The 22,860-nt window shown below is 35.5% G+C and carries 19 protein-coding genes and 2 tRNA genes; 12 read left to right on the top strand and 9 right to left on the bottom strand.

Annotated elements, in window-relative coordinates:
• Positions 1-45: 45 nt before the first annotated feature.
• Both AC1DVP_RS20065 and AC1DVP_RS20060 read left to right on the top strand, forming a co-directional pair.
• Positions 46-573, top strand: a complete 528-nt coding sequence (locus AC1DVP_RS20065) for a helix-turn-helix domain-containing protein (RefSeq protein ID WP_477185249.1) — start codon at positions 46-48, stop codon at positions 571-573.
• Complete coding sequence (locus tag AC1DVP_RS20060) at positions 573-1,406, top strand: IS3 family transposase (RefSeq protein WP_477185248.1); 834 nt, start codon at positions 573-575, stop codon at positions 1,404-1,406. The genes AC1DVP_RS20065 and AC1DVP_RS20060 overlap by 1 nt, the downstream gene beginning before the upstream one ends.
• 121 nt (positions 1,407-1,527) lie before the next feature.
• Here the strand turns inward: AC1DVP_RS20060 and leuB are convergent, their stop codons facing one another.
• The 6 genes from leuB to leuC form a co-directional block, all read right to left on the bottom strand.
• On the bottom strand, positions 1,528-2,589 hold the full coding sequence (leuB, locus tag AC1DVP_RS20055) for a 3-isopropylmalate dehydrogenase (RefSeq protein ID WP_477185247.1): 1,062 nt from the start codon (positions 2,587-2,589) through the stop codon (positions 1,528-1,530).
• Positions 2,590-2,645: 56 nt separating this feature from the next.
• Positions 2,646-4,169 carry an alpha-isopropylmalate synthase regulatory domain-containing protein gene (locus AC1DVP_RS20050; protein WP_477185246.1) on the bottom strand — a complete coding sequence of 508 codons (1,524 nt, stop codon included), beginning with the start codon at positions 4,167-4,169 and terminating at the stop codon, positions 2,646-2,648.
• Positions 4,170-4,443: 274 nt separating this feature from the next.
• Positions 4,444-5,232 (bottom strand): methyltransferase domain-containing protein, encoded by a 789-nt coding sequence (locus AC1DVP_RS20045; RefSeq protein WP_477185245.1) that lies wholly within the window; start codon positions 5,230-5,232, stop codon positions 4,444-4,446.
• Positions 5,233-5,246: 14 nt separating this feature from the next.
• A complete protein-coding gene (locus AC1DVP_RS20040) occupies positions 5,247-5,549 on the bottom strand; it encodes an antibiotic biosynthesis monooxygenase family protein (protein ID WP_477185244.1) in 303 nt (100 codons plus the stop codon).
• Between the two features lie 135 nt (positions 5,550-5,684).
• Positions 5,685-6,281: a 3-isopropylmalate dehydratase small subunit gene (gene leuD, locus AC1DVP_RS20035; protein WP_477185243.1), complete on the bottom strand. Its 597-nt coding sequence runs from the start codon at positions 6,279-6,281 to the stop codon at positions 5,685-5,687.
• Positions 6,282-6,458: 177 nt separating this feature from the next.
• Positions 6,459-7,853 carry a 3-isopropylmalate dehydratase large subunit gene (gene leuC, locus AC1DVP_RS20030; protein ID WP_477185242.1) on the bottom strand — a complete coding sequence of 465 codons (1,395 nt, stop codon included), beginning with the start codon at positions 7,851-7,853 and terminating at the stop codon, positions 6,459-6,461.
• A 717-nt stretch (positions 7,854-8,570) separates the two neighbouring features.
• Here leuC and dnaE point away from each other — a divergent pair.
• The 9 genes from dnaE (at position 8,571) to AC1DVP_RS19985 (ending at position 19,390) form a co-directional block, all read left to right on the top strand.
• Positions 8,571-13,097, top strand: coding sequence for a DNA polymerase III subunit alpha (gene dnaE, locus AC1DVP_RS20025; protein WP_477185241.1), 4,527 nt, complete (start codon positions 8,571-8,573; stop codon positions 13,095-13,097).
• A 294-nt stretch (positions 13,098-13,391) separates the two neighbouring features.
• Complete coding sequence (locus AC1DVP_RS20020) at positions 13,392-14,366, top strand: outer membrane protein (RefSeq protein ID WP_477185240.1); 975 nt, start codon at positions 13,392-13,394, stop codon at positions 14,364-14,366.
• A 20-nt stretch (positions 14,367-14,386) separates the two neighbouring features.
• On the top strand, positions 14,387-14,587 hold the full coding sequence (locus tag AC1DVP_RS20015) for a hypothetical protein (RefSeq protein WP_477185239.1): 201 nt from the start codon (positions 14,387-14,389) through the stop codon (positions 14,585-14,587).
• Positions 14,588-14,698: 111 nt separating this feature from the next.
• A complete protein-coding gene (gene trxA / locus AC1DVP_RS20010; protein WP_007805142.1) occupies positions 14,699-15,016 on the top strand; it encodes a thioredoxin in 318 nt (105 codons plus the stop codon).
• A gap of 87 nt (positions 15,017-15,103) precedes the next feature.
• Entirely contained in the window at positions 15,104-17,680 is a 2,577-nt protein-coding gene (locus AC1DVP_RS20005) for a M1 family aminopeptidase (RefSeq protein ID WP_477185238.1), read from the top strand.
• The gene (locus AC1DVP_RS20000) at positions 17,677-18,603 is read left to right on the top strand and encodes a DUF58 domain-containing protein (RefSeq protein ID WP_477185237.1); all 927 of its coding nucleotides are present in this window, start codon (positions 17,677-17,679) and stop codon (positions 18,601-18,603) included. The genes AC1DVP_RS20005 and AC1DVP_RS20000 overlap by 4 nt, the downstream gene beginning before the upstream one ends.
• Before the next feature lie 85 nt (positions 18,604-18,688).
• Positions 18,689-18,762, top strand: a tRNA-Asp gene (locus AC1DVP_RS19995).
• 241 nt (positions 18,763-19,003) lie between these two features.
• Positions 19,004-19,077, top strand: a tRNA-Asp gene (locus AC1DVP_RS19990).
• A gap of 67 nt (positions 19,078-19,144) precedes the next feature.
• Positions 19,145-19,390 carry a GIY-YIG nuclease family protein gene (locus tag AC1DVP_RS19985; protein WP_477185236.1) on the top strand — a complete coding sequence of 82 codons (246 nt, stop codon included), beginning with the start codon at positions 19,145-19,147 and terminating at the stop codon, positions 19,388-19,390.
• Positions 19,391-19,534: 144 nt separating this feature from the next.
• On the opposite strand, the gene AC1DVP_RS19980 is transcribed toward AC1DVP_RS19985, so the two are convergent.
• The gene (locus AC1DVP_RS19980) at positions 19,535-20,035 is read right to left on the bottom strand and encodes a DUF456 domain-containing protein (protein ID WP_477185235.1); all 501 of its coding nucleotides are present in this window, start codon (positions 20,033-20,035) and stop codon (positions 19,535-19,537) included.
• 112 nt (positions 20,036-20,147) lie between these two features.
• On the opposite strand from AC1DVP_RS19980, the gene AC1DVP_RS19975 reads away from it, so the two are divergent.
• Positions 20,148-20,624 carry a hypothetical protein gene (locus tag AC1DVP_RS19975; RefSeq protein ID WP_477185234.1) on the top strand — a complete coding sequence of 159 codons (477 nt, stop codon included), beginning with the start codon at positions 20,148-20,150 and terminating at the stop codon, positions 20,622-20,624.
• 112 nt (positions 20,625-20,736) lie between these two features.
• Here the strand turns inward: AC1DVP_RS19975 and AC1DVP_RS19970 are convergent, their stop codons facing one another.
• Together AC1DVP_RS19970 and AC1DVP_RS19965 are read right to left on the bottom strand one after the other, a co-directional pair.
• Entirely contained in the window at positions 20,737-21,834 is a 1,098-nt protein-coding gene (locus tag AC1DVP_RS19970; RefSeq protein ID WP_477185233.1) for a glycosyltransferase family 2 protein, read from the bottom strand.
• Between the two features lie 2 nt (positions 21,835-21,836).
• Positions 21,837-22,808: a hypothetical protein gene (locus tag AC1DVP_RS19965; protein ID WP_477185232.1), complete on the bottom strand. Its 972-nt coding sequence runs from the start codon at positions 22,806-22,808 to the stop codon at positions 21,837-21,839.
• Positions 22,809-22,860 lie beyond the last annotated feature (52 nt).

The following is a 22,860-nucleotide window of genomic DNA, read 5'->3' as shown; positions in this document are numbered from 1 at the left end:
AATGCACTGCCCCCAAAAAGTTAGACACTATTTGGGGGCATTTTTATGGAAAGAAAAGTCAAGTATGATTACGAATTTAAACTTGAATGTGTAGAATTAGTGGTTCATCAGCATTATTCATGTGAAACGGTATCTAAGAAGAAAGGAATCAGCGAATCTAATATTCGTAAATGGGTTAGTTTCTATAGGGAATATGGTAAAAGTAGTTTGTTAACACGAAAGAATCAGGTTTACTCAGTTGATTTTAAATTAAGTGTATTAAAATCAATTGATAAGGATTCATTATCCTTAAGAGAAACTCGTTTGCGATTTAATATTCCTTCAGATTCAATCATTGTCAAATGGAAAAAAGATTTTGCTAATTTTGGTTTAGAAGCATTAAGAGCAAAACCAAGAGGCAGACCAAAATCTATGAGTGATTTCAAACGTAAAAAGCGCAAATCCGAAAAACTATTAACTAGAGAAGAAGAACTTCTTAAAGAGAATGAAGCATTGCGCTGTGAAATTGATTTTCTAAAAAAGTTACAAGCCTTAATTCAAGCCGAAGAAAAAGCCAAAAATCGCAAGTCATAATGGAATTAAGGCATCAGTATGATTTAAATTTACTTTTGAATTGTACTAATGTGGCGCGTAGCAGTTTTTATTATTACCAGAAGCAAAGCAAAACACCTGATAAATACAAAGAGATTAAGGAGTGGATTAAATCAATCTATCATAAGCACAAAGGTCGTTATGGTTATAGAAGAATAACAGAGGAACTACACGGTAAAGGAATAATTATTAATCATAAAACAGTTTTAAAGCTGATGAAGTTATTAGATTTAAAAAGTATTATTAGGGTTAAAAAATACAAATCATATAAAGGAGAACAAGGCAAAATTGCTCCTAATATTTTAAGACGAAATTTTAAAGCATCAGTTCCTAATCAAAAATGGGCAACAGATATAACTGAATTTAATGTGTCGGGAAAGAAATTGTATTTATCACCAATAATTGACTTGTTTAATCAAGAGATAATTAGTTATCAATTAGCCGAAAGACCCGTTTTTAACCAAGTGGTAACGATGCTTGAAAAAGCATTTAGAAAAATACCTGACAACACAAATTTAACTCTACATTCTGACCAAGGATGGCAATATCAAATGAAACAATACCAGTATTTATTAAAGGAAAAAGGAATTAAACAAAGTATGTCCAGAAAAGGAAATTGTCTTGATAATGCCATTATTGAAAATTTCTTTGGAATATTAAAATCAGAACTTTTTTATCTGAAGAAATACAGTTCCATAAATCAATTAAAACGTGAGATAATTGAATATATAAAGTATTATAATAACGACAGAATCAAGCTAAATCTAAAAGGAATGAGCCCGATACAATATCGAGCTCATTATTATCAAATTTAATTATAAATTCGTCTAAACTTTTGGGTGCAGTCTATATTTAGGAGCAGCCTTTTGTTTGTTATTCTAGGAATGTATGGTAGGAATATGCCACAATACATCTCCAAAACATTATTTTTAATTTTTACAAATTAGCAACCAACCAGTCACCAACTTCGCTAGTGGAATAAGCTTTTGCCCCTTTTCCTGCTAAATCTTCAGTAACAATTCCCTGCTCTAATGATTTGTTTACAACGGCTCTGATCGCTTCTGCTTCGTCTTTCAATCCAAAAGCATCTTCAAACATCATAGCTGCAGATAAAACAGTTGCCAATGGATTAGCGATATTCAATCCAGTAGCTTGTGGGTAAGAACCGTGAATTGGCTCATAAAGTGAAGTGTGTTCACCAACAGATGCAGATGGCATTAATCCCATTGAACCTGAAATTACAGAAGCTTCATCTGTTAAAATATCACCAAATAAGTTTTCTGTAATTAATACATCATAAGAATTTGGCCATTGTACCAAACGCATTGCAACTGCATCCACAAATTCATAAGAAACAGTAACCTCTGGATATTCTTTTTCCATGGCTTGTACCGTTTCTCTCCATAAACGTGAAGTTTCCAAAACGTTTGCTTTGTCCACGCAGCACAATTTTTTAGAACGTGTCATTGCTAATTCAAATCCTTTTTTAGCCAAACGCTGTACTTCGGCTCTGGTGTATACGCAATTATCAAAAGCAGTGTCTCCACCGTCTTTTCTTCCTTTTTCACCAAAATAGATTCCGCCAGTTAATTCTCTTAGGAAAACCAAATCCGTTCCTTCGATTCTTTCTCTTTTTAATGGAGAATTATCAATCAAAGAAGGGAAAGTAAAGGTTGGACGCACATTAGCAAACAAACCTAATTTTTTACGCATAAGCAATAAGCCTTGTTCCGGTCTAACTGGGGCGCTTGGATCGTTATCGTATTTTGGGTGTCCGATAGCTCCAAAAAGAACAGCATCGGCAGCCATACAAATCTCATGGGTTTCATCTGGATAAGGCACTCCAACAGCATCAATTGCACAAGCTCCGGTAAGCGCTGGAGTCCAGGTGATTTCATGGTTAAATTTTTTAGCAATGGCATCCGAAACTTTAACAGCTTCGTTAACTACTTCTGGTCCGATTCCGTCTCCGGCTAAAAGGGCAATATTGAATTTCATTGTTTTTAATTTTTAATTATATTTTTTAGTTGGAATTTATTTTTTTAAATAGCAATTTAAATCGACACTACATTGAGCATTTTTTGTGTTGCTATAATAGCGGCTACCGTTTGATCAGAGTCTAATCCTCTCGTTTTGAATTTTTTCCCGTTGTCTGTCCAAGTAATGATGGTTTCGCACAAAGCATCTGAGCTGCTTCCTGGAGGTATTCGAACCACATAATCGATCAATTTTGGCAAAGTCATTTTTCTGCCTTTATATATTTTTGAAAGTGCATTCATAAAAGCATCAAATTGACCGTCACCTTGTGCGCTTTCTTCAAAAATTTCGCCGTCAATTTTTAAGCAAAGTGTTGTCGAAGGGCGCAATCCTTTGGCATGAGATAATAAATACGATTCCACCACAATTTTTTCTTCATAAGTCTGGCTGTCCAAAACATCCGAAATAATATAGGGTAAATCTTCTTTGGTAACAGTTTCTTTTTTGTCACCTAATTCGATTATTCTTTGAGTAACTAATTTTAAATCTTCAGGATTAAGTTTCAATCCTAATTCCTGCAGATTTTTTTCGATATTGGCTTTGCCAGATGTTTTTCCTAAAGCATATTTACGCTTTCTTCCAAAACGCTCTGGGAGTAAATCATTAAAATATAAATTGTTTTTATTGTCACCATCGGCATGAATGCCGGCGGTTTGCGTAAAAACGTTATCACCCACGATAGGTTTATTAGCAGGAATTCTATAACCGGTAAAAGTCTCAACAAGTTTGCTTACCGAATATAAAGAGGATTCCTTGATGTTGATTTTTACCTCAGGCATAAAGTCATTAATCACCGCAACAGTACTTTCAAGCGGAGCATTTCCAGCGCGTTCTCCCATTCCGTTTACAGTAACATGTAATCCATTGATGCCAGCTTTTACAGCCTCCATCACATTGGCAACGCTCAAATCGTAGTCGTTATGTGCATGGAAATCAAAATGTATGTTTGGATATTTTGATGTAATCTTGGATATAAATTCAAAAGTTTCCGATGGAATCAACACTCCTAAAGTATCGGGCAACAATATTCTTTTGATAGGCTGTGTTACTAAAAAATCTAAATATTGAAAAACATATTCAGGAGAATTGCGCATACCATTGCTCCAATCTTCGAGATACACATTGGTGGCAATTCCGTTTTCATTTGCCAAAGCGATGGATTGTGCAATTTCGGAAAAATGCTGTTCTGGCGTTTTTTTTAATTGATGAGTCAAATGATTTAAAGAGCCTTTGGTCAAAAGATTTTGAACTTTGGCTCCTGCTTTTTTCATCCATTCGATAGAAATTCCTCCATCTACAAAAGCCAATACTTCAATTCTGTCAGTATAACCTTTTGCTGATGCCCATGTCATAATCCCTTTTACCCCTTGAAATTCGCCTTCGCTTACACGAGCAGATGCAATCTCAATACGGTCAATATGTAATTCTTCAAGCAATAATTGCGCAATGGTTAATTTTTCTGCTGCCGAAAAGGATACTCCCGAGGTTTGTTCACCATCTCGAAGCGTCGTATCCATTATTTCAATTTTTCTTTTTTCCATTATTGTTTAATTATTGACTTATATTTTGTGACAATTTTTGGTTGTCAAAAGCTTTATAAAGCTGTAACAAATTTTAATTTTTATAATTTTTTGGGCGTGCCATCAATAAAAAAACGGCAAAGCTACTTTGTAAATAGCCATTTTTTATTGCTGTCGGGCTTTACGCTTTAATCTTTTTTATAAAATTCCGCAAGCTCCATTTTATAAAAAAGGATTTCCGCTTCAATCCCTCACGCAGCCTCACGATAGTAAGAAATTTTCGGTTGTCAAAACATTATATTCTTCCTCGTACTTCATTTAATTTCATGGTCATAGAAACAGCATCAGTTTCTATCCAATGATTGTATTCTTCAATTGCTTTCAATCGCAAATCATTTTCTAAATAGCCTTCTTCCACCATTTGAAGTGAACCGGCAACTTTAGACCAAATGCCTATTTTTGATTTATAATCTGCTCTTTCTTTAGTATAAAATTCATCCGAATTGATTTTTTCGACAGAATGAAAACCGGCTTCCTCTAATAAAGATGGTAAATCTTCTGCAATTCTATTATTCATTCCGGCATCTTGTCTCCATTTTAAGAATGCATTGTAAAATTCCAGCATGCTTTCTGGAGGCGACGGATTCCAGTTTAAATTAGTGTGGTCATAGTCCAAAATCGAAATTTGACCGTTTGGTTGCAGCAGCGATTTCATTTTTACCAAAGCTTCTTTTGGATTACTCAACCATTGCAGCGTTCTTGCAGAAATGATTAAATCAAATTTTTCTTCTGGGTTAAAATTAAATAAATCAACATGAATTAACTTCAGATTGGTTACATTTTGATGTAATTCTCTTCCGTTTAAAATCAAACTTTCGGTATTGTCAATTCCTGTGACTTTTCCGTTTATTCCAACTATGGCAGCAATATCTCTCGAAATAAAACCAGTAGCACATCCAATGTCGAGAACTTTCATGCCAGGTTTTAAAATAGAAGATAAATGCCTGTAATCATTGGCAAGGCTTCTGTCAAATACCTTAGTAGATTCTTGTCCGTCTCTTTGAATGTGTTTGTTTGCTTTCATTTTTTGTTTTAAAACTATTTTTTATTCTCCAAAACCATTTCATAATGCTCCACAACCGGAAATGGATTATAATAATGATGCAGTATTTTTTTCCATTCTAGATATGCTTCAGATTCTCTAAATCCAATAGTATGATCTTCTAATTTTTCCCAGTCAACTAGCAGTAGATATTTGTTTTCTGCTTCCAAACATTTTCTCAAACTGTGACCTGCATAACCAGAAATGGATTGTATGAACTGACTGGCAATGGCAAAATCCTTTTCAAAATTTTGTTCTTCTCCTTTTATTACCTGTAGATTAGCCACTTCTAAAACCATACATATTTTTATTTATAAACCCGACATATTTAAAAAAATGTGTCGGGTGTTATTGTGAATTAATCTGTATTTTTAAATAATAGCAAACTGATAAACAGTATTACTAAAAACTAAAAAGCTAAGAACTGGATACTTTTAGTAAGGAAGTTTGTCTGCAAAAGTGACAATATCTTCTTTAATGTTTTGCAAATAATCAATGTCGTCAAAACCATTAATCATATTGTTCTTTTTGTATCCATTAATAGCAAAAGATTCCTTTTGGCCTGTTGCCAGCAAAGTAATAGTTTGTGCAGGCAAGTTAATTTCCAATTCTGTTTTTGGATCCGCTTCGATTGCTTTGAAAATAGTTTCAGCAAATTCTGGGCTAACTTGTACTGGCAAAACACCAATGTTTAAGCAGTTTCCTTTGAAGATATCTGCAAAGAAAGAAGAAACCACAGCACGGAATCCGTAATCGTAAACTGCCCAAGCAGCATGCTCACGAGAAGAACCTGAACCAAAGTTTTTTCCTCCAACAAGGATTTTTCCAGAGTAAGTAGAATCGTTTAAAACGAAATCTGCTTTTGGAGTATCATCTCCGTTGTATCTCCAGTCTCTAAAAAGATTGTCTCCAAAACCTTCACGTTTTGTAGCTTTCAGGAAACGAGCTGGGATGATTTGATCTGTATCTACGTTTTCTATCGGTAGTGGCACTGCACTACTGGTAAGTATATTAAATTTATCGTATGCCATTGTGATTTTAGATTTTTGAGTAACGATTTCTGATTTTAGATTTTCTTGGTAGAAAGTAAAAATCGTAGATGTTACTAATTTTTGTAAAATTTTAAAATGTAAGTTTTTAAATGATTTTTTTAGAGTAACGAAATCAATCTGAAATCAAAAATCGTTAATCCTCAATCAAAAAATCTTTTAAAAAAGCTCTCTTGGGTCAGTTAGTTTTCCAGTAACAGCAGCAGCAGCAGCCATAATCGGACTAGCCAATAAAGTTCTTGAACCTGGACCCTGACGGCCTTCAAAGTTTCTGTTAGAAGTACTTACTGCATATTTTCCAGCAGGAACTTTATCATCATTCATTGCTAAACAAGCAGAACAACCCGGCTGACGCAATACGAAACCAGCTTCTGTCAGAATATCCAAAATTCCTTCTTCTTTAATTTGCGCTTCAACAACGTGAGAACCTGGAACTAACCAAGCAGTAACGTTATCAGCTTTTTTACGGCCTTTTACAATTTCTGCGAAAGCTCTAAAATCTTCGATACGTCCATTTGTACAGCTTCCTAAGAAAACGTAATCAATTGTTTTTCCAATCATCACATCATCTTCGTTGAAGCCCATATAAGCTAACGATTTTTTATACGTTTCCTCTCCGCCTTCAACCTGATTGGCATTTGGAATATGTTTAGTGATGCCAATTCCCATTCCAGGATTTGTACCATAAGTAATCATTGGTTCGATATCTGAAGCATTGATATTTAATTCAGCATCAAATACAGCATCAGCATCGGTTTTTAAAGTTTTCCAGTATTCAACTGCTTTAGTCCAAGCTTCTCCTTTTGGAGCATACAATCTTCCTTCTAGGAAATCGAATGTTTTTTGGTCAGGAGCAATCATACCGCCACGGGCACCCATTTCGATACTTAGGTTACAAACAGTCATACGGCCTTCCATTGTCATGTTTTCGAAAACATCACCAGCATATTCTACAAAATAGCCTGTTCCTCCAGAAGTAGTTAATTGAGCGATAATATAAAGCGCAACGTCTTTTGGCCCAACACCTTTGCTTAGAGTGCCATTTACATTGATACGCATTTTTTTAGGTTTTGGCTGCATGATACATTGTGTAGAAAGTACCATCTCAACCTCTGAAGTTCCAATACCAAAAGCAATCGCTCCAAAAGCACCGTGAGTTGATGTGTGAGAATCTCCGCAAACAATTGTAGCACCTGGTAAAGTAATTCCGTTCTCAGGACCTACTACGTGTACAATTCCGTTTTTTTGATGACCTAATCCCCAGTGTGAAATTCCGTATTCGGCTGCATTGTCTTCCAAAGCTTTTAATTGATTTGCAGATAATGCATCTTCAACAGGCAAATGCTGGTTTATAGTTGGTGTATTGTGATCGGCAGTGGCAAAAGTACGCTCTGGGTATAAAACCTTTACGTTTCTAGCTTTTAATCCTAAAAAAGCAACAGGACTAGTCACTTCGTGAATAAAATGGCGGTCAATAAAAAACACATCTGGTCCATCTTCAATTTTACGCACTACATGTGAATCCCATACTTTGTCAAATAATGTCTTACTCATTTTGTTTTTTTTAAATTGTAATTGGTATAACCACAGTAACTTGGTGTAATTATATAGAAGTTCAAAAGTAAAAAAAAGTTATATTGCCGTCAATTGCGATATTTCGTTTTATACGATACCCAAACATTTGTGTTTTTTGGATAACAAACTGTTGTGGCTTTGTTTTAGAAAGAGTACTGTTTCCAAACGGTAATACTTTTTTTTAAATAGAACAGCTATTACTCCGTTTGCTGTTGTTTTTAATAATTGGCAAATTTATCGCTATTGTGTTATAAAATAGCTGTTTTTGATTTAAAAAATATAACATTTTAAAATAAAATAGTAACAAATACCATATTCAGATTTGGAATTTTGTTTGGTTTTTTAGAAGTAATTTTGCCTTTTTTGGAGAAAATAATGTTGTCAAAAAATATTTTTTTCTGAAAAAATACTACGACATCCAAAAACTGGATATTTCGATTTTTTAAGAAAAACAAAAAGAAGTTTTATTGTTTTGAAAGTGAATACAGACTTTCTTTTTAAACTAATTAAAATTGAATTTAGGATTAAAAAAGCTGATTTTGTCATGTTTATTATCTATTAATTTTTCAGTTGTAAGTCGTCGTGTTTCATAAATTTTTCTGTTGATAAATTAAGCGGGAATACCCCAAAAAAATGCCTAATTTTGAAATTCACTTTTTGTGATTTTCTAAAATTACAATCACTTCATTTGCAATTATGTACTTAATATTCGATACCGAAACAACTGGATTACCAAAACGCTGGGATGCACCAATTACCGATTCTGATAACTGGCCTCGCTGTATACAAATCGCCTGGCAGCTGCATGACGAAATGGGACAGCTTGTTGAACATCAGGATTATTTGGTAAAGCCCGAAGGTTTTAATATTCCCTATGATGCAGAACGTATACACGGAATCTCAACCGAATTGGCGGAGCATGATGGTATTCCGCTGATGGAAGTTTTGGAGAAATTCAATGTTGTTTTAGGCAAAGCCAAATTTATAGTTGGGCAGAATTTAGGTTTCGACGTTAATATTATGGGGGCAGAACTGCACCGAATGGGAGTTGATTCTCCAATGAGTTCGATGCCAGTTTTGGATACCTGTACCGAAGTTACGGCTTCGTTATTGAAATTGCCTGGAGGTCGCGGAGGAAAGTTCAAATTGCCTACTCTGACCGAACTGCACAGTTATTTATTCAACGTTCCTTTTGCGGAAGCGCACAACGCCACTGCCGACGTTGAGGCAACTACACGCTGTTTTCTAGAATTAATCCGCCGTGAAGTTTTTACTAAAGAAGAACTGGATGTCCCAAAGGATTATTTCGAAACTTTTCAAAATAAAAATCCAAAGGAAATTCCATTAATAGGGTTAAAACATATTAACCTAAAAGCAGCTTCCGACAAAATCAGGGAGCAGTTAAAATCGTTAGTTTCCGATGAGCCCGTAATTGCGGTTTCTGAATCGGATAAAAGAGATTTTAATGACGCCAAGTTTGCGCATTTACATAACCATACCCAGTTTTCGGTTTTACAGTCCACCATTGGAATTGGAGGTTTGGTTTCGGCTACAGCCAAAAATAAATTTCCCGCAGTGTCCATGACCGATACAGGAAATATGATGGGAGCATTCCATTTTGTGAGTGCGATAATGAACCATAATAAAGCAGCTTCTGTAAAGAATAAATCTTTGGCGGAAGCAGGCGAAGAGCCTACAGAAACCGAAATCAAGCCCATTGTAGGCTGTGAATTCAATATTTGCGAAAATCATTTAGACAGATCCAAAAAAGACAACGGTTACCAAGTAGTTTTATTGGCAAAAAATAAAAAGGGTTATCATAATTTAGCCAAAATGGCTTCGATAGCCTATGTGAATGGTTTTTATTATGTACCAAGAATTGATAGAAGCGTTGTAGAAAAATACAAGGAAGACATCATGGTGCTGTCTGGGAATTTATACGGAGAGATTCCGAGTAAAATTCTGAACATTGGAGAAAACCAAGCCGAAGAAGCTTTGATTTGGTGGAAAGAGCAATTTGGAGATGATTTTTATCTCGAAATCATGCGCCACAATCAAGAAGATGAAAATCGTGTAAATAAAACCTTAATTGAATTTGCCCAAAAACACAATGTTAAACTAATTGCGACCAATAATACTTTTTATTTAAATAAAGAAGATGCCAATGCACACGACATTTTACTGTGTGTAAAAGATGGCGAAAAACAAGCCACGCCAATTGGCCGTGGCCGTGGATACCGTTACGGATTACCTAATCAGGAGTACTATTACAAGTCGGAAGGAGAGATGAAAAAACTCTTTTCTGATTTGCCCGAAGCGATTATCAATATTCAGGAGATTGTAGATAAGGTTGAAATTTATTCTCTCTATCGGGATGTATTGCTTCCGAAATATGATATCCCCGAAGAGTTTGTTGATCCAGAGGATGAAAAAGACAATGGAGTTCGTGGAGAAAATGCCTATTTGAGGGATTTGACCATGATTGGTGCCAAAAAAAGGTATGGCGAAATTACAGAGTCTATTCAGGAACGTTTAGATTTTGAGCTGTTAACGATTTCAAATTCAGGATATCCGGGTTACTTTTTGATTGTTCAGGATTTCATCACCGAAGCTCGAAAAATGGATGTTTCCGTAGGGCCAGGCCGTGGATCTGCTGCGGGTTCTGCCGTTGCATATTGTTTAGGGATTACCAATATTGATCCTATTAAATACGATTTGCTTTTTGAGCGTTTCCTAAATCCTGACCGTGTATCCATGCCCGATATTGATATCGATTTTGATGATGAGGGCCGTGGTCGTGTAATGGATTATGTAATCAAGAAATACGGTGCTAATCAGGTGGCCCAAATTATTACTTATGGTAAAATGGCAACCAAATCGGCGATTCGTGATACAGCTCGTGTATTGGATTTACCGTTGTTTGAAGCCGATAGAATAGCCAAGTTGATTCCCGCAATGATGCCGGGTAAATGGAATCTGGCTCGTTTCCTTTCTGAATCAGAAGATGAGGTTAAAAAAGCATTAAAAGGGGCTGATGAATTTGAACTTGTAAAAGAATTAATCGCCATTGCCAATGAAGATGATTTGGCAGGAGAAACTATTCAGCAGGCAAAAATTCTGGAAGGGTCGATGCGAAATACAGGTATCCATGCCTGTGGGGTGATTATAACGCCATCCGATATTACTAATTATGTACCTGTTACTACCGCCAAAGATTCCGATTTATATGTAACACAGTTTGATAACTCGGTTGCCGAAAGTGCAGGACTGCTGAAAATGGATTTCTTGGGTCTGAAGACCCTTACTTTGATAAAGGACACTGTTAAGTTAGTCAAATACCGTAACAACATTGATCTCGACCCAGATACTTTTCCGATTGATGACATAAAAACGTATGAACTGTTCCAACGTGGAGAAACCGTCGGAATTTTCCAATACGAGTCTGCTGGAATGCAGAAATACATGAAGGAATTGAAACCCACGGTTTTTGGGGATTTGATTGCGATGAATGCCTTGTATCGTCCTGGACCTTTGGAATATATTCCGTCTTTCGTTCGAAGAAAAAACGGGGAGGAAGAAATCAAATACGATCTCGATGCCTGCGAAGAATATTTAGGAGAAACTTATGGAATTACCGTATACCAGGAGCAGGTAATGCTTTTGTCGCAGTCGCTGGCAGGATTTACTAAAGGTGAAGCCGACGTTTTGCGTAAAGCGATGGGTAAAAAACAGAAGGACGTTCTGGACAAAATGAAGCCTAAATTTGTTGAGCAAGCGGCTTTAAAAGGACATGATGCCAAAGTTTTAGAAAAAATCTGGAAAGACTGGGAAGCCTTTGCGAGTTATGCCTTTAATAAATCGCACTCCACTTGTTATGCTTGGATTGCCTATCAAACGGCTTACCTAAAAGCGCATTATCCTGCTGAATATATGGCAGCGGTACTATCAAATAACATGAATGATATCAAACAAGTGTCGTTTTTTATGGAAGAATGTAAGCGCATGGGATTGCAGGTTTTAGGGCCTTGCGTGAACGAGTCGTATTATAAATTTACTGTAAATGATGATTATGCGGTTCGTTTTGGGATGGGAGCGATCAAAGGAGTGGGTTCCGGTGCGGTTGCTACAATTGTCGAAAGCAGAAAAGACGGAAAATATAAGTCAATTTTTGATTTGGCAAAACGTATTGATTTGCGCGCTGCGAATAAAAAAGCAATTGAAAATTTGGCATTGGCTGGAGGTTTTGACTCTTTTGAAGGAACTACAAGAGCACAATATTTTCACGACGATGGTGACGGAATTACTTTTTATGAAAAAGCGATGCGTTATGGTTCAAAATATCAGGAAAACGAAAACTCCTCACAGGTAAGTTTGTTTGGCGAAAGCAGTGATGTGCAGATTGCTGAACCTGTAGTGCCTCCTTGTGAAGATTGGAGTACTATGGAAAAACTGGCCAAAGAGAAAGAGGTTGTTGGAATTTACATTTCGGGACATCCTTTGGATGATTACAAATTCGAGATGAAATATTTTTGTAACGCTAAGCTCGAAGCTTTGAAGAATATGGAAATGTATGTAGGTAAAAACTTAACCTTCKGAGGGATAATTACCAATGTGCAGCATCGTGTGGCTAAAAATGGAAAAGGCTGGGGAACTTTTATGTTAGAAGGGTATGATGAGAGTTACGAATTTAAAATTTTTGGAGAAGAGTATTTAAAGTTCAGGCACTTTTTTATTCAAAATAATTTTACCTTCATGAAAGTGCTGATTAAGGAAGGTTGGGTAAATCAGGAAACTGGTAAAAGGACTGATCCCCGAATGCAGTTTGTTTTAGTGCAGTATTTACAGGATGTGTTAAGTACTTTTGCCAAAAAGTTAATTCTGCTTTTGAATATTAATGATATTGAGGCAGAGTTTATTCATAAACTGAATCGTCTTTTTCAAGAGTATAAGGGAGATAATACGGTTTCTTTTGAAATAATGGAACTCGAAAAGATAAAACGAATTGTCGAAACAGTTCCTGATTTTGCAGAAAATGAAGAAGAATCATTTACAGAGAGTGATGAAGAAACTGTTGAGGTAATCGAAACGAAACAAGTTACTGAGGTGGAAGAAATAAAAATTGTTACCAAATTAGCCATGCCAAGCCGAAAACTGAAAGTTCAAATATCTAATGAATTGCTGTTTGAATTGGAAAAAATGCAGATTAATTTTAAGCTGAATTAAAAAAGAAACTGTTTTTTTAAAGGGGGTGTTAAAAAGCGAAATGATTGTTAAAAAATGGTAAAAAAAACGCTGAATACCCTTTTTTATATTAAATTATAATACTATTCTGTGTTTTTTAATAGATTATAAACTTTTGTTTTTGTGGTATTTTTAAATTTTATTTATTTTTTTAGCAATTTATGCGATTATTATTTAAAAATAATAACAATAAAACCTTATTTTTAATTATTCTGCATAGTTTTATCTATGGATCAGGAAAATAGATATAATTTTGTCTAAAATTAAATTTCAAAAATGAAGACAAAATTATTTTTATTAGGATTATTGGTTTCTGCTATGTCTATGGCAGGACAAACAACTAACACTACAGATAGTAAAAAAGAGACTTGGTATTTTAAATTAGGAGGTTCTTATTTTATTCAAACGGCCGCAACTGATTTTCCAATTATTTCAGGAACATTGCCTAATAATGATGTATTTGCTGCTGATGGTACTACTTTGATTTCAAGAGAAACCAATCATGGCTCATTTGGAGAAGGATTCCGTACTGGATTGACTGCTGGATACCGTTTTTCTACACGTTTTGGTGTAGAGGTAGGATTTAATTATTTCAATGGGAATAGCAAGACAATGGCGCAAGCAACTCATAAATATGTGCCTAATCCTAATAACGTGCCAATTTTTGTAACTGGTAGTGCAGAAGGAAAAATTGAAGCGTTTGATATTGCACCTGCGCTTGTAATGTTTTTAGGAGAAACTCATGGTTTTGAGCCATATACTAAAGTAGGAGTTATTGTTCCTGTTCATGGGACATTAGAAATTGAAAGCAATAGAGAATTTACAACACCTGCAGGAGTTACTAATACTTACACTAAAGATGTTGTGAAACCGAAACCAACTGTAGGTTTTATGGCGGCTATCGGGACTTCATATAAAGTAGCAAAAAATATTTCCATATTTGCTGAACTAGAATACCGTAACTTTACTGTTCATGGCGACACTAAAGAAACAAAGAAGTATACAGAAAATGGAGTTGACAAACTATATACGCCAACTACTTTTAGAGCAGATGCTTCTTACTCAGCAAGCCACGTTAAATATGTTGATAAATTGACTGCTGATTCAAATCATTATTTATTTAATCCTAATGCAGCAACGCCATATATAGAAAAAGATACAACCAGACCAAATGATGCAATGAACGACATTAGTTCGTATGTTGGAATTTCTGGATTAGGTTTGACTTTTGGATTGAAATACAGCCTGTAATCAAGTACGATTGAAATAGAATGAAGACCTTCTGGAAAGAGGGTCTTTTTTTTGGGATTAAATATTTTGAAATCCGGAATGGCCTAAGATGGACACGAGCGAAGCGAACTGACGAAGCAAACGGCATCCTGCTGTTCCGCTTCTCCCCAAAAGACGGGAGAGACAACAGATATAGTGTACAGCTGGAAATAGTTCCTAATCATTTTGGAAATAGCAATTAGCAATACATTTATAATGAAAACTAATTTAGTAATGACGTTTGGTTGGGTTTTAATTTCTAAATTTGTACTCTAGTTTTAAGAATAAGCATTTAAACATTAAATAAAAATAGTATGGCATTAGCAATAACAGATGCTACTTTTGATGAAGTAGTTTTGAAATCAGATAAACCGGTAATGGTAGATTTTTGGGCAGCATGGTGCGGGCCTTGTAGAATGGTTGGGCCAATCATTGACGAACTAAGCAGCGAGTACGAAGGGAAAGTTGTTGTAGGGAAAGTTGATGTTGACGCAAACCAGGAATTTGCTGCAAAATACGGTGTTAGAAATATTCCAACAGTATTAGTTTTTCATAATGGAGAAGTTGTTGGAAAACAAGTTGGAGTAGCACCAAAACAAACATATGCCGATAGTTTAGATGCTTTATTGTAATCGGTAACGGTTATAATTTATATAAAAAGGTTTGGCGGTAGTCAAGCCTTTTTTTTTATTTTTAATGAATCTTATATTTTCTCAAAAATGAAAAAAATCTATTGCTGTATTGTTTTTTTTATGATGATGATGGTTGGTTATGGACAGTCAGCATCTAAAGAGAATTTTGTTTTGGATAATGGGGTTTCAGAGCAGTTGGCTCATTTTCGAAAACAGCAAATTTCTAATGTATTGTATGATCTTTCGTTTGAAATACCAAAGCAAAAGCAAGATGAAATCAATTCGAATTTGGTTTTGAATTTGGTTTTGTCCAATTTGAGCCAGCCTTTGTATTTGGATTTTAAAGGGAAATATGAAAATATTAAATCAGTTCAAGTAAACGGAAAAAGCACAGCAATTGTTCAGGAAAAAGGTCATGTTGTTATTGCTGCAAAAGATTTGGATTTGGGGCAAAACACAGTTGCCATTTCTTTTGTGGCGGGAGATTTGTCCTTAAACCGTAACGATGATTTTCTTTATACGCTATTGGTCCCTGACCGGGCGAGCACAATGTTTCCGTGTTTGGATCAGCCAGATATTAAAGCGGTCTATAAATTGAGACTTACTGTTCCAAAAGAATGGTCTGTTTTGGCTGGAGCCAATGTGAAGCATAAAGAGGATAAAGGCGATTTTGTGGTTTATGATTTTGGTGAAACCGATAAAATGAGCACCTATTTATTTTCGTTTGTGGCAGGGAAATTTAAAAGTGTTACCCAAAAGCCAGCCAATATGGAGATGACAATGCTGTATCGGGAAAATGATTCGGTTAAGATAAAAATCAGCACCGATACCATTTTTAAGTTACATCAGCAATCATTAGATTTTTTGAAAAAATATACCAATTATCCATTTCCTTTTCAAAAGCTTGATTTTGCTTCTATTCCGATATTCCAGTATGGCGGAATGGAGCATGTTGGGGCGATTCAATATAAAGAATCAACCTTGTTTTTGGATAATACCGCAACGGATAGTGAAAAACTGGATCGCGCTAAACTGATAGCACATGAAACTTCACATATGTGGTTTGGTGATTTGGTTACAATGAAGTGGTTTGACGATGTTTGGATGAAAGAAGTGTTTGCCAATTTTATGGCCGATAAAATTATGAATCCGCTTTTTCCAAAGGTTAATCATAATTTACAGTTTTTGACAGCTCATTACCCAAATGCATACGCAGAAGACCGCTCGTTGGGGACACATCCGATAAAACAAAATTTAATCAATCTAAAAGATGCCGGTTCGCTTTACGGAAACATTATTTACAATAAGGCCCCTATTATGATGCGTCAATTGGAAGCTACAATGGGGGAAGAAGCCTTTCGGAAAGGAATTGAAAAATACATTCAGAAATACGCCAACGATAATGCTGACTGGAATAATTTAATCGAAATTTTGGATGTCGAAACGCCTTTGGATATGAAAAAATGGAGCGCAGTTTGGGTGAACAAATCGGGCAGGGCAATTTTTACGGATAAAATAGAATATGATTCCAAAAAGCGAATTAAAAAATTTGAAATTATCCAGCAAGCCGAAGATAAATCGAATAATTTGTGGTCACAGGTTTTTCAAATTGGGTTGATTTATAAGGATGGCGCAAAAGTTATAAATGCCAATATTGTAGATAAAAGGTTGGCTTTAAAAGAAGCAATTGGATTTGAAAAACCGCTTACGATTATTTACAACTACAATGGTTATGGTTATGGTGTTTTTCCGTTTGACTCGAATACTATAGAATCTGTTTTAACTTTGAAAGATGAGGTTGCAAGAGCTTCGGTCTATATCAATATTTATGAAAACACCTTAATAGGGAATATTACGGCAGCTAATGCTCTTGATTGTTTTGCAAAAGGAATTCAACAGGAACAAAATGAATTGGTTTTGAAAATAATTACAAACCAAACGAGTGTTGTTTTTTGGAAATTCCTTACCGAAAAACAGCAAGTCAAGGTGCAGAAGCAACTTGAAAATATTCTTTATCAGCGATTATATACAGATGTATCAAGTAATGTTAAAAAGACCATTTTTAATTTTTTTAGTTCAATTGCGTATTCAGATTCGGCGAAAGATAAATTATATCAGATCTGGAATAAAGAAATTGTGATTCCGAATTTGAAATTAAATGAAGACGATTACACCGCTATAGCAATGAATTTGGCTATATTCAAACATGAAAAAGCAGATGAAATCTTGGAGAAAACCAAAACGGTCATTAAAAATCCTGACAAACAAAAACGATTTGAGTTCTTGCTTCCGTCTTTGTCTATGGATGAAGCAGTTCGAAATGGTTTTATGGAGTCGTTAAAAGAAGAAAGAAATAGAGAAAAAGAATCATGGGTTTCAACGGCTTTGGCCAATATTCATCATCCACTGCGTCAGGAAAGTGCTCAAAAATATATTAGATTTTCTTTGGATTTAGTTGATGAAATTCAGCAGACTGGAGATATTTTCTTTCCGAAAGACTGGCTGAACAATACCGTTGGGAAATATTCATCTAAATATGCTTTTGATGAAGTACAAAGATTCTTAAAAGAAAACCCTAATTTTAGCCCTATTCTAAAAAGGAAATTATTGCAGGCAACCGATGCTTTGTACCGTGCCCAAAAAATTAAAAAAGAAACCGAATGAAGATCGAATCACAAATAGAAAAAATATCCAGTTTTCAGCATTTGGAATTGTTGGCCAATCAAGTGGTTGAAGGCTTTATTTCGGGGATGCACAAAAGCCCGTTCCATGGATTTTCGGCAGAATTTGCAGAGCATAAAGTATACAATGTAGGCGAAAGCACCAAGCATATTGATTGGAAGCTGTTTGCCAAAACCGATCGGTTGTACACTAAGTGTTTTGAGGAGGAAACTAATTTGAGGTGTCATATTATCATTGACAATTCCTCGTCGATGCATTATCCTAAATTGAAAGACAATCAGCAGTTTTATGAAAGCAAAATAGGTTTTTCGGTATTGGCTTCGGCCGTATTGATGAATCTGTTGAAGAAACAGCGAGATGCTGTGGGATTAAGCGTGTTTTCGGATAGTTATGAATATTATGCGCCGGAAAAAGGAAGTGACCGCCATCACAGAATGATATTGAATAAGCTTGAGGGGCTTTTGGAAGTCACCAAAGAGAAAAAACAGACCGACACTATTACTTATTTGCATCAGATTGCTGAGAAAATCCACCGCCGCTCGATGATTATATTGTTTACGGATATGTTTCAGTCCGAAAATGAGGAAGCACTTTTTAGTGCACTGCAGCATTTGAAACACGATAAGCATAAAGTGGTTTTATTTCATGTTATTGACAATGAAACAGAGCGGAAATTTGATTTTGACAATGCGCCGAGGAAGTTTATTGATGTAGAGACAGGAGATGAGGTAGTGATTTTTGCTGATAATGTTAAGCAGGAATACGAAAAACAGGTGGAAGATTACTTCAAAAAACTGGCATTAACCTGTGCTCAAAACAAAATAAAGTACATTCCTGTGGGGGTTGACGAAAGTTTTGAGAAAATTTTGACTGCATACTTAGTTGAAAAACAAAAGTTTGGGTAAATGAACTGTTTTTTTTTTAAATTCTCTAATAAAAGGCTTGCGTAAACGGAAATCTATTGTATCTTTGCCACCGCAATAAAGCAGAGGTTTGGTAGTTCAGTTGGTTAGAATACATGCCTGTCACGCATGGGGTCGCGGGTTCGAGTCCCGTCCAGACCGCAATATTGGGAAAAGCTCCGCCAAAGCGGGGCTTTTTTGCCCAAATACGGTATCTAAAGCTAGTTGTGTTGTTTCTCGTTCAAATATGACGAGACCGGTTTGTAGTTAGACCAATGAAAAGCTTTCCACTTTGTGGATAGCTTTTTTGATTTTAAGGGAGTTACATTTTTTTTGATTCTTGTGTTATAAAATAGTTGCGTAAACGAAAATCTATTGTATATTTGCACTCGCAATAAAACAGGGTTTGGTAGTTCAGTTGGTTAGAATACATGCCTGTCACGCATGGGGTCGCGGGTTCGAGTCCCGTCCAGACCGCATATTGTTTAAAGCCTTTCCTTAACGGAGAGGCTTTTTTTTTGATGTATAAATTAAATATTCAGGTATGTTTTTTTATGTTTACATTATTTATTCCAAAGATTTTAATGTTTATTACAAAGGCTTTAGTGAAAATGTAACCCAGCGATTGCTATACCATAATGAAAACAGGAGCAAGTATACTTCTAATAAAGGAGTTTGGGAATTAGTATATTCAAAAGCATTTGAAACTAAGAAAGAAGCTTTAGTTGAAGAGTTGCGATTAAAAAAACTGAACAGAAAATCGATAGAGGCATTGATTCAAAATCAATAATATTATTGACGTTACTGAGTTGGTTTGAATACATGCCTATCATCTCGTCTTTTGGGACGAGACGGGTTCGAGTTCCGTCCAGACCGCAATTGTTTAAAGCCTTTCCTTAACGGAGAGGCTTTTTTTATGAATAAAAATTAGAGTTTAAAACAAAGCGGAACTATTCTCCCATACAATCCAAAAAAACAATCCCAGATACATCATACACACCACAAATTTCATAAAAGAAGAAGCAAGAAAACCCAGTAAAGAACCGGTAGCCGCTTTCAAAGCGCGCTGATGGTTTTGTTTATCATAAATAAGCTCTCCCATAAAGGCGCCAACGAACGGCCCAATAATAAACCCCAAAGGAATTGGCGCAAAAATCCCAACGATCAAACCGATATTGGTTCCCCAAATACCATATTTACTTCCGCCAAATTTTTTGGTTCCTTTTGCAGGTATGACATAATCTAAAACGGTTAGCGTAACAGTAATCAATAGCGAAATACACAGAACCCAATAATTGACTGGAACAGCCTTGGTAAAATATAACAATACGATTCCAACCCAGCTGATGCTTGGACCCGGCAAAACCGGAAGAAAACTTCCAAGAATTCCAGCCACAACACAAACAAAACCCAATAATAGAAGCAGGATATCCATAAAAATATTTTTAGTAATTTTGAGTCCGTAAATGCAATACCGATTCAGTATACGAATTTGAGAAAAATAATTGTATTTTTATAAGATAATAGTCCCATTTAAAAAACAAACCTTGAAGCAGTATTTTCTTTTTTTAGTCCTTATGCTTTTTAATTCCTGTCAATACTTTGACAAGCAGGTTCCTTCCGAAAAGGAATTATTGCAAAAGGAGTTAAAGGCTATTAATTGGAAAGAAGTCGACGAATACCCATCGGTTGTGGACTGCGATAAAATTGAAGATAAAAAACAGCGCCAACAATGTTTTTTTGAGGTGTTAACCCAGTTAATACAGGAGAAATTGTGTAATGATACGCTGGCGATGCTGTATCCGGAACTGGATACGATCGAAGTGAAAGTGACTATTTTTCCTAACGCAACGATGAAATTCGAACCACAATTTCCAAAAGATTCCGTGGCTTACGATAAGATAAAAATCGACAGTATTCTCAAAGTCCGTTTGGTAGATTTTCCAAAAATCAATCCTGCAATCAAACGGGGATTACCCGTAAAAACTCAGTTTATACTTCCCGTGATTTTAAAGGTGGAGTAGAAAGTATCTAATTTTTCCCAAAGAATTACCCCAAAATTGTCATCTCGAAGAAGGAGAGATTTCCCTAGTAACAGTCAAACAATCTAAAATTCTAAATTCTGCAATTTTAGATTTAAAACCTCCTCCCTTTCCATTCGTATTTGCCAAACAGACAATACAAAGCAACAGCAGTACTAAAAAACGGATACCAAAAACTGCTTAAAAACAAATAGCGGATTTTACGTTTTGTTAAAAAACGTTTTGTTTGCTTTATCAAAACAGTATCAATTCCAAATTTGAACAGGAAATAAAAGCCAACAAAAAAATAGGGAAGCATTCCCAAAAGAGTTAGTGCAAAACAATAAACCAATCCAAAATTTGCCATAAAAACAAGTAATCCCAACCTTTTCCCGAAAAGGCTTTGATAGGAAGTAGTTTTGGAAGCCCAGCGAACGCGCTGGTAAAACAGCGATTTCCAATCGTTAGTCGGTTTTGTAGTAACAATGGTACTCTTCGATTTTAAATAAGCCACTTTTTCGGGATATTGGGCAAACGCTTTTTGTAACAGAAAAACATCATCTCCGCTGGCAATTTTGTCATTGCCTTCGAAACCATCCAGCTGTTGAAAAAAGGATTTGGTATAGGCAAAATTGGCGCCATTGCACATAAACCCTTTTTTGATTCCAAAACTGCCAATGGTTGCTCCCTGTAAACTGGTCAAATCCAATTGCTGAAAATGATGTAAAAACGAATTATCGCAATCGTAAGTAACAGCCCCCGCAATCATCGAAACATGATGTAGCTGAATGTAATTATCCAAAATCAACAGCCAATTTTTGGGGACTGCACAATCGGCATCGGTGGTGATGACCCAATCGGTTTTTACGGTTTGCATCGCTGTTGTAATGGCATCTTTCTTTGGAGAATTTGAAACCCGAATATTATTTACAATCGAAACTTGAAACTTGAAGCTTGAAACTTGAAACTCTTCACTAGAAAAATCATCAACCAAAATCACTTCAAACAAATCCGTTGGGTAATTTAATTTTGAAAAACTTTCCAATAAAACCGGTAAATTTTCGGCTTCATTCCGAAAAGGGACAACAATACTAAAACTGGTTTTTGGCGGTAAGCCAATGAATTCAAAATGATTTATTTTGGTAAAACCATAAATGAGCCAACTTATAGTCAGTACATAAACGATCATTATTCCTAATAAAAACAAAATCATAATTATTCTTTGAGATTACTAATTTCTCCTTCGAGGGTAAGGGGGCTTTTAAAATTCAACACATAATAACTTCCAAAAAGAACGGGTAAAACTACATTCAGGAACCACATCAGTGTAGTCACAAAAACTACCACCCATTCATTAACGCCCAATATTCCGAAGAAATACACGGCTACACTTCCTTTGACGGCAAAATCCAAAAATTGAAAAGTAGGTAAAGACGAAGCCAAAAAATATACACTCGAAATAGCCGATATTAAAATGAGATACGGTAAATCGACATCAAAAGCCAGAAACAAAAAGTAGTATTGATGCGAGAAAACCAAATACCGCAAAATAGCCAAAAGCGTATTTTTTTGATGTATCGGTTTTGGGATTTCGTTAATTTTATGAATCAGTTTCTCTATGGAATAGCCTTTGATGTTTACTTTTTTTGAAAAAAATAAAATTCCAAAAATCAAAAAACAAATTCCGAACAGTACTGCAACTGTTTTGGCGGTAATAACATTGTACTGTGCATTGAAATACAGCAAGCCAAAAATTCCGAAGATCACTGTCAGTATCATTTGGATTCCATTGCAGATCAGGTTTAAAAAAACGATTTTTTTGGTTTGCTTTTTATTAAAGTACAATGCTTTTCCGGCATATTCTCCCACTCCGTTTGGCGTAAACAGTCCAGCCGTAAGCGATGCCAAAACCTGTTTGGTCGCTTCTTCCAATGAAATAGGATGAAGATAGGAAACCAAATATTTCCATTTTAATATTTCAAACAAGCGGTTCAGTACACTCAAAAGCAGGATAAAACCAATTCCTGCAACCGACTGATTTTTGTGAAACAGCACCAAGAATTTTTGCCAATCGAGTTTGTCGTTGTTGGCCAGTTGATTGTAAATAAAATAAAACGCCCCGCCCACAATCAAAAGTTTGACTAGAAGTACGAGGAATTGCTTAGTTTTGCGTGGTATTGAAATCATACCGCAAAGTAAAGGAAAATAGACGTGAAAATGCTATTTCGCAAAGAAATTG

It is taken from the genome of Flavobacterium sp. P3_A6 (genome assembly GCF_056403035.1).
Note: the sequence above shows the minus strand (reverse complement) of the source record. Positions and strands in the feature narration are given on the sequence as shown.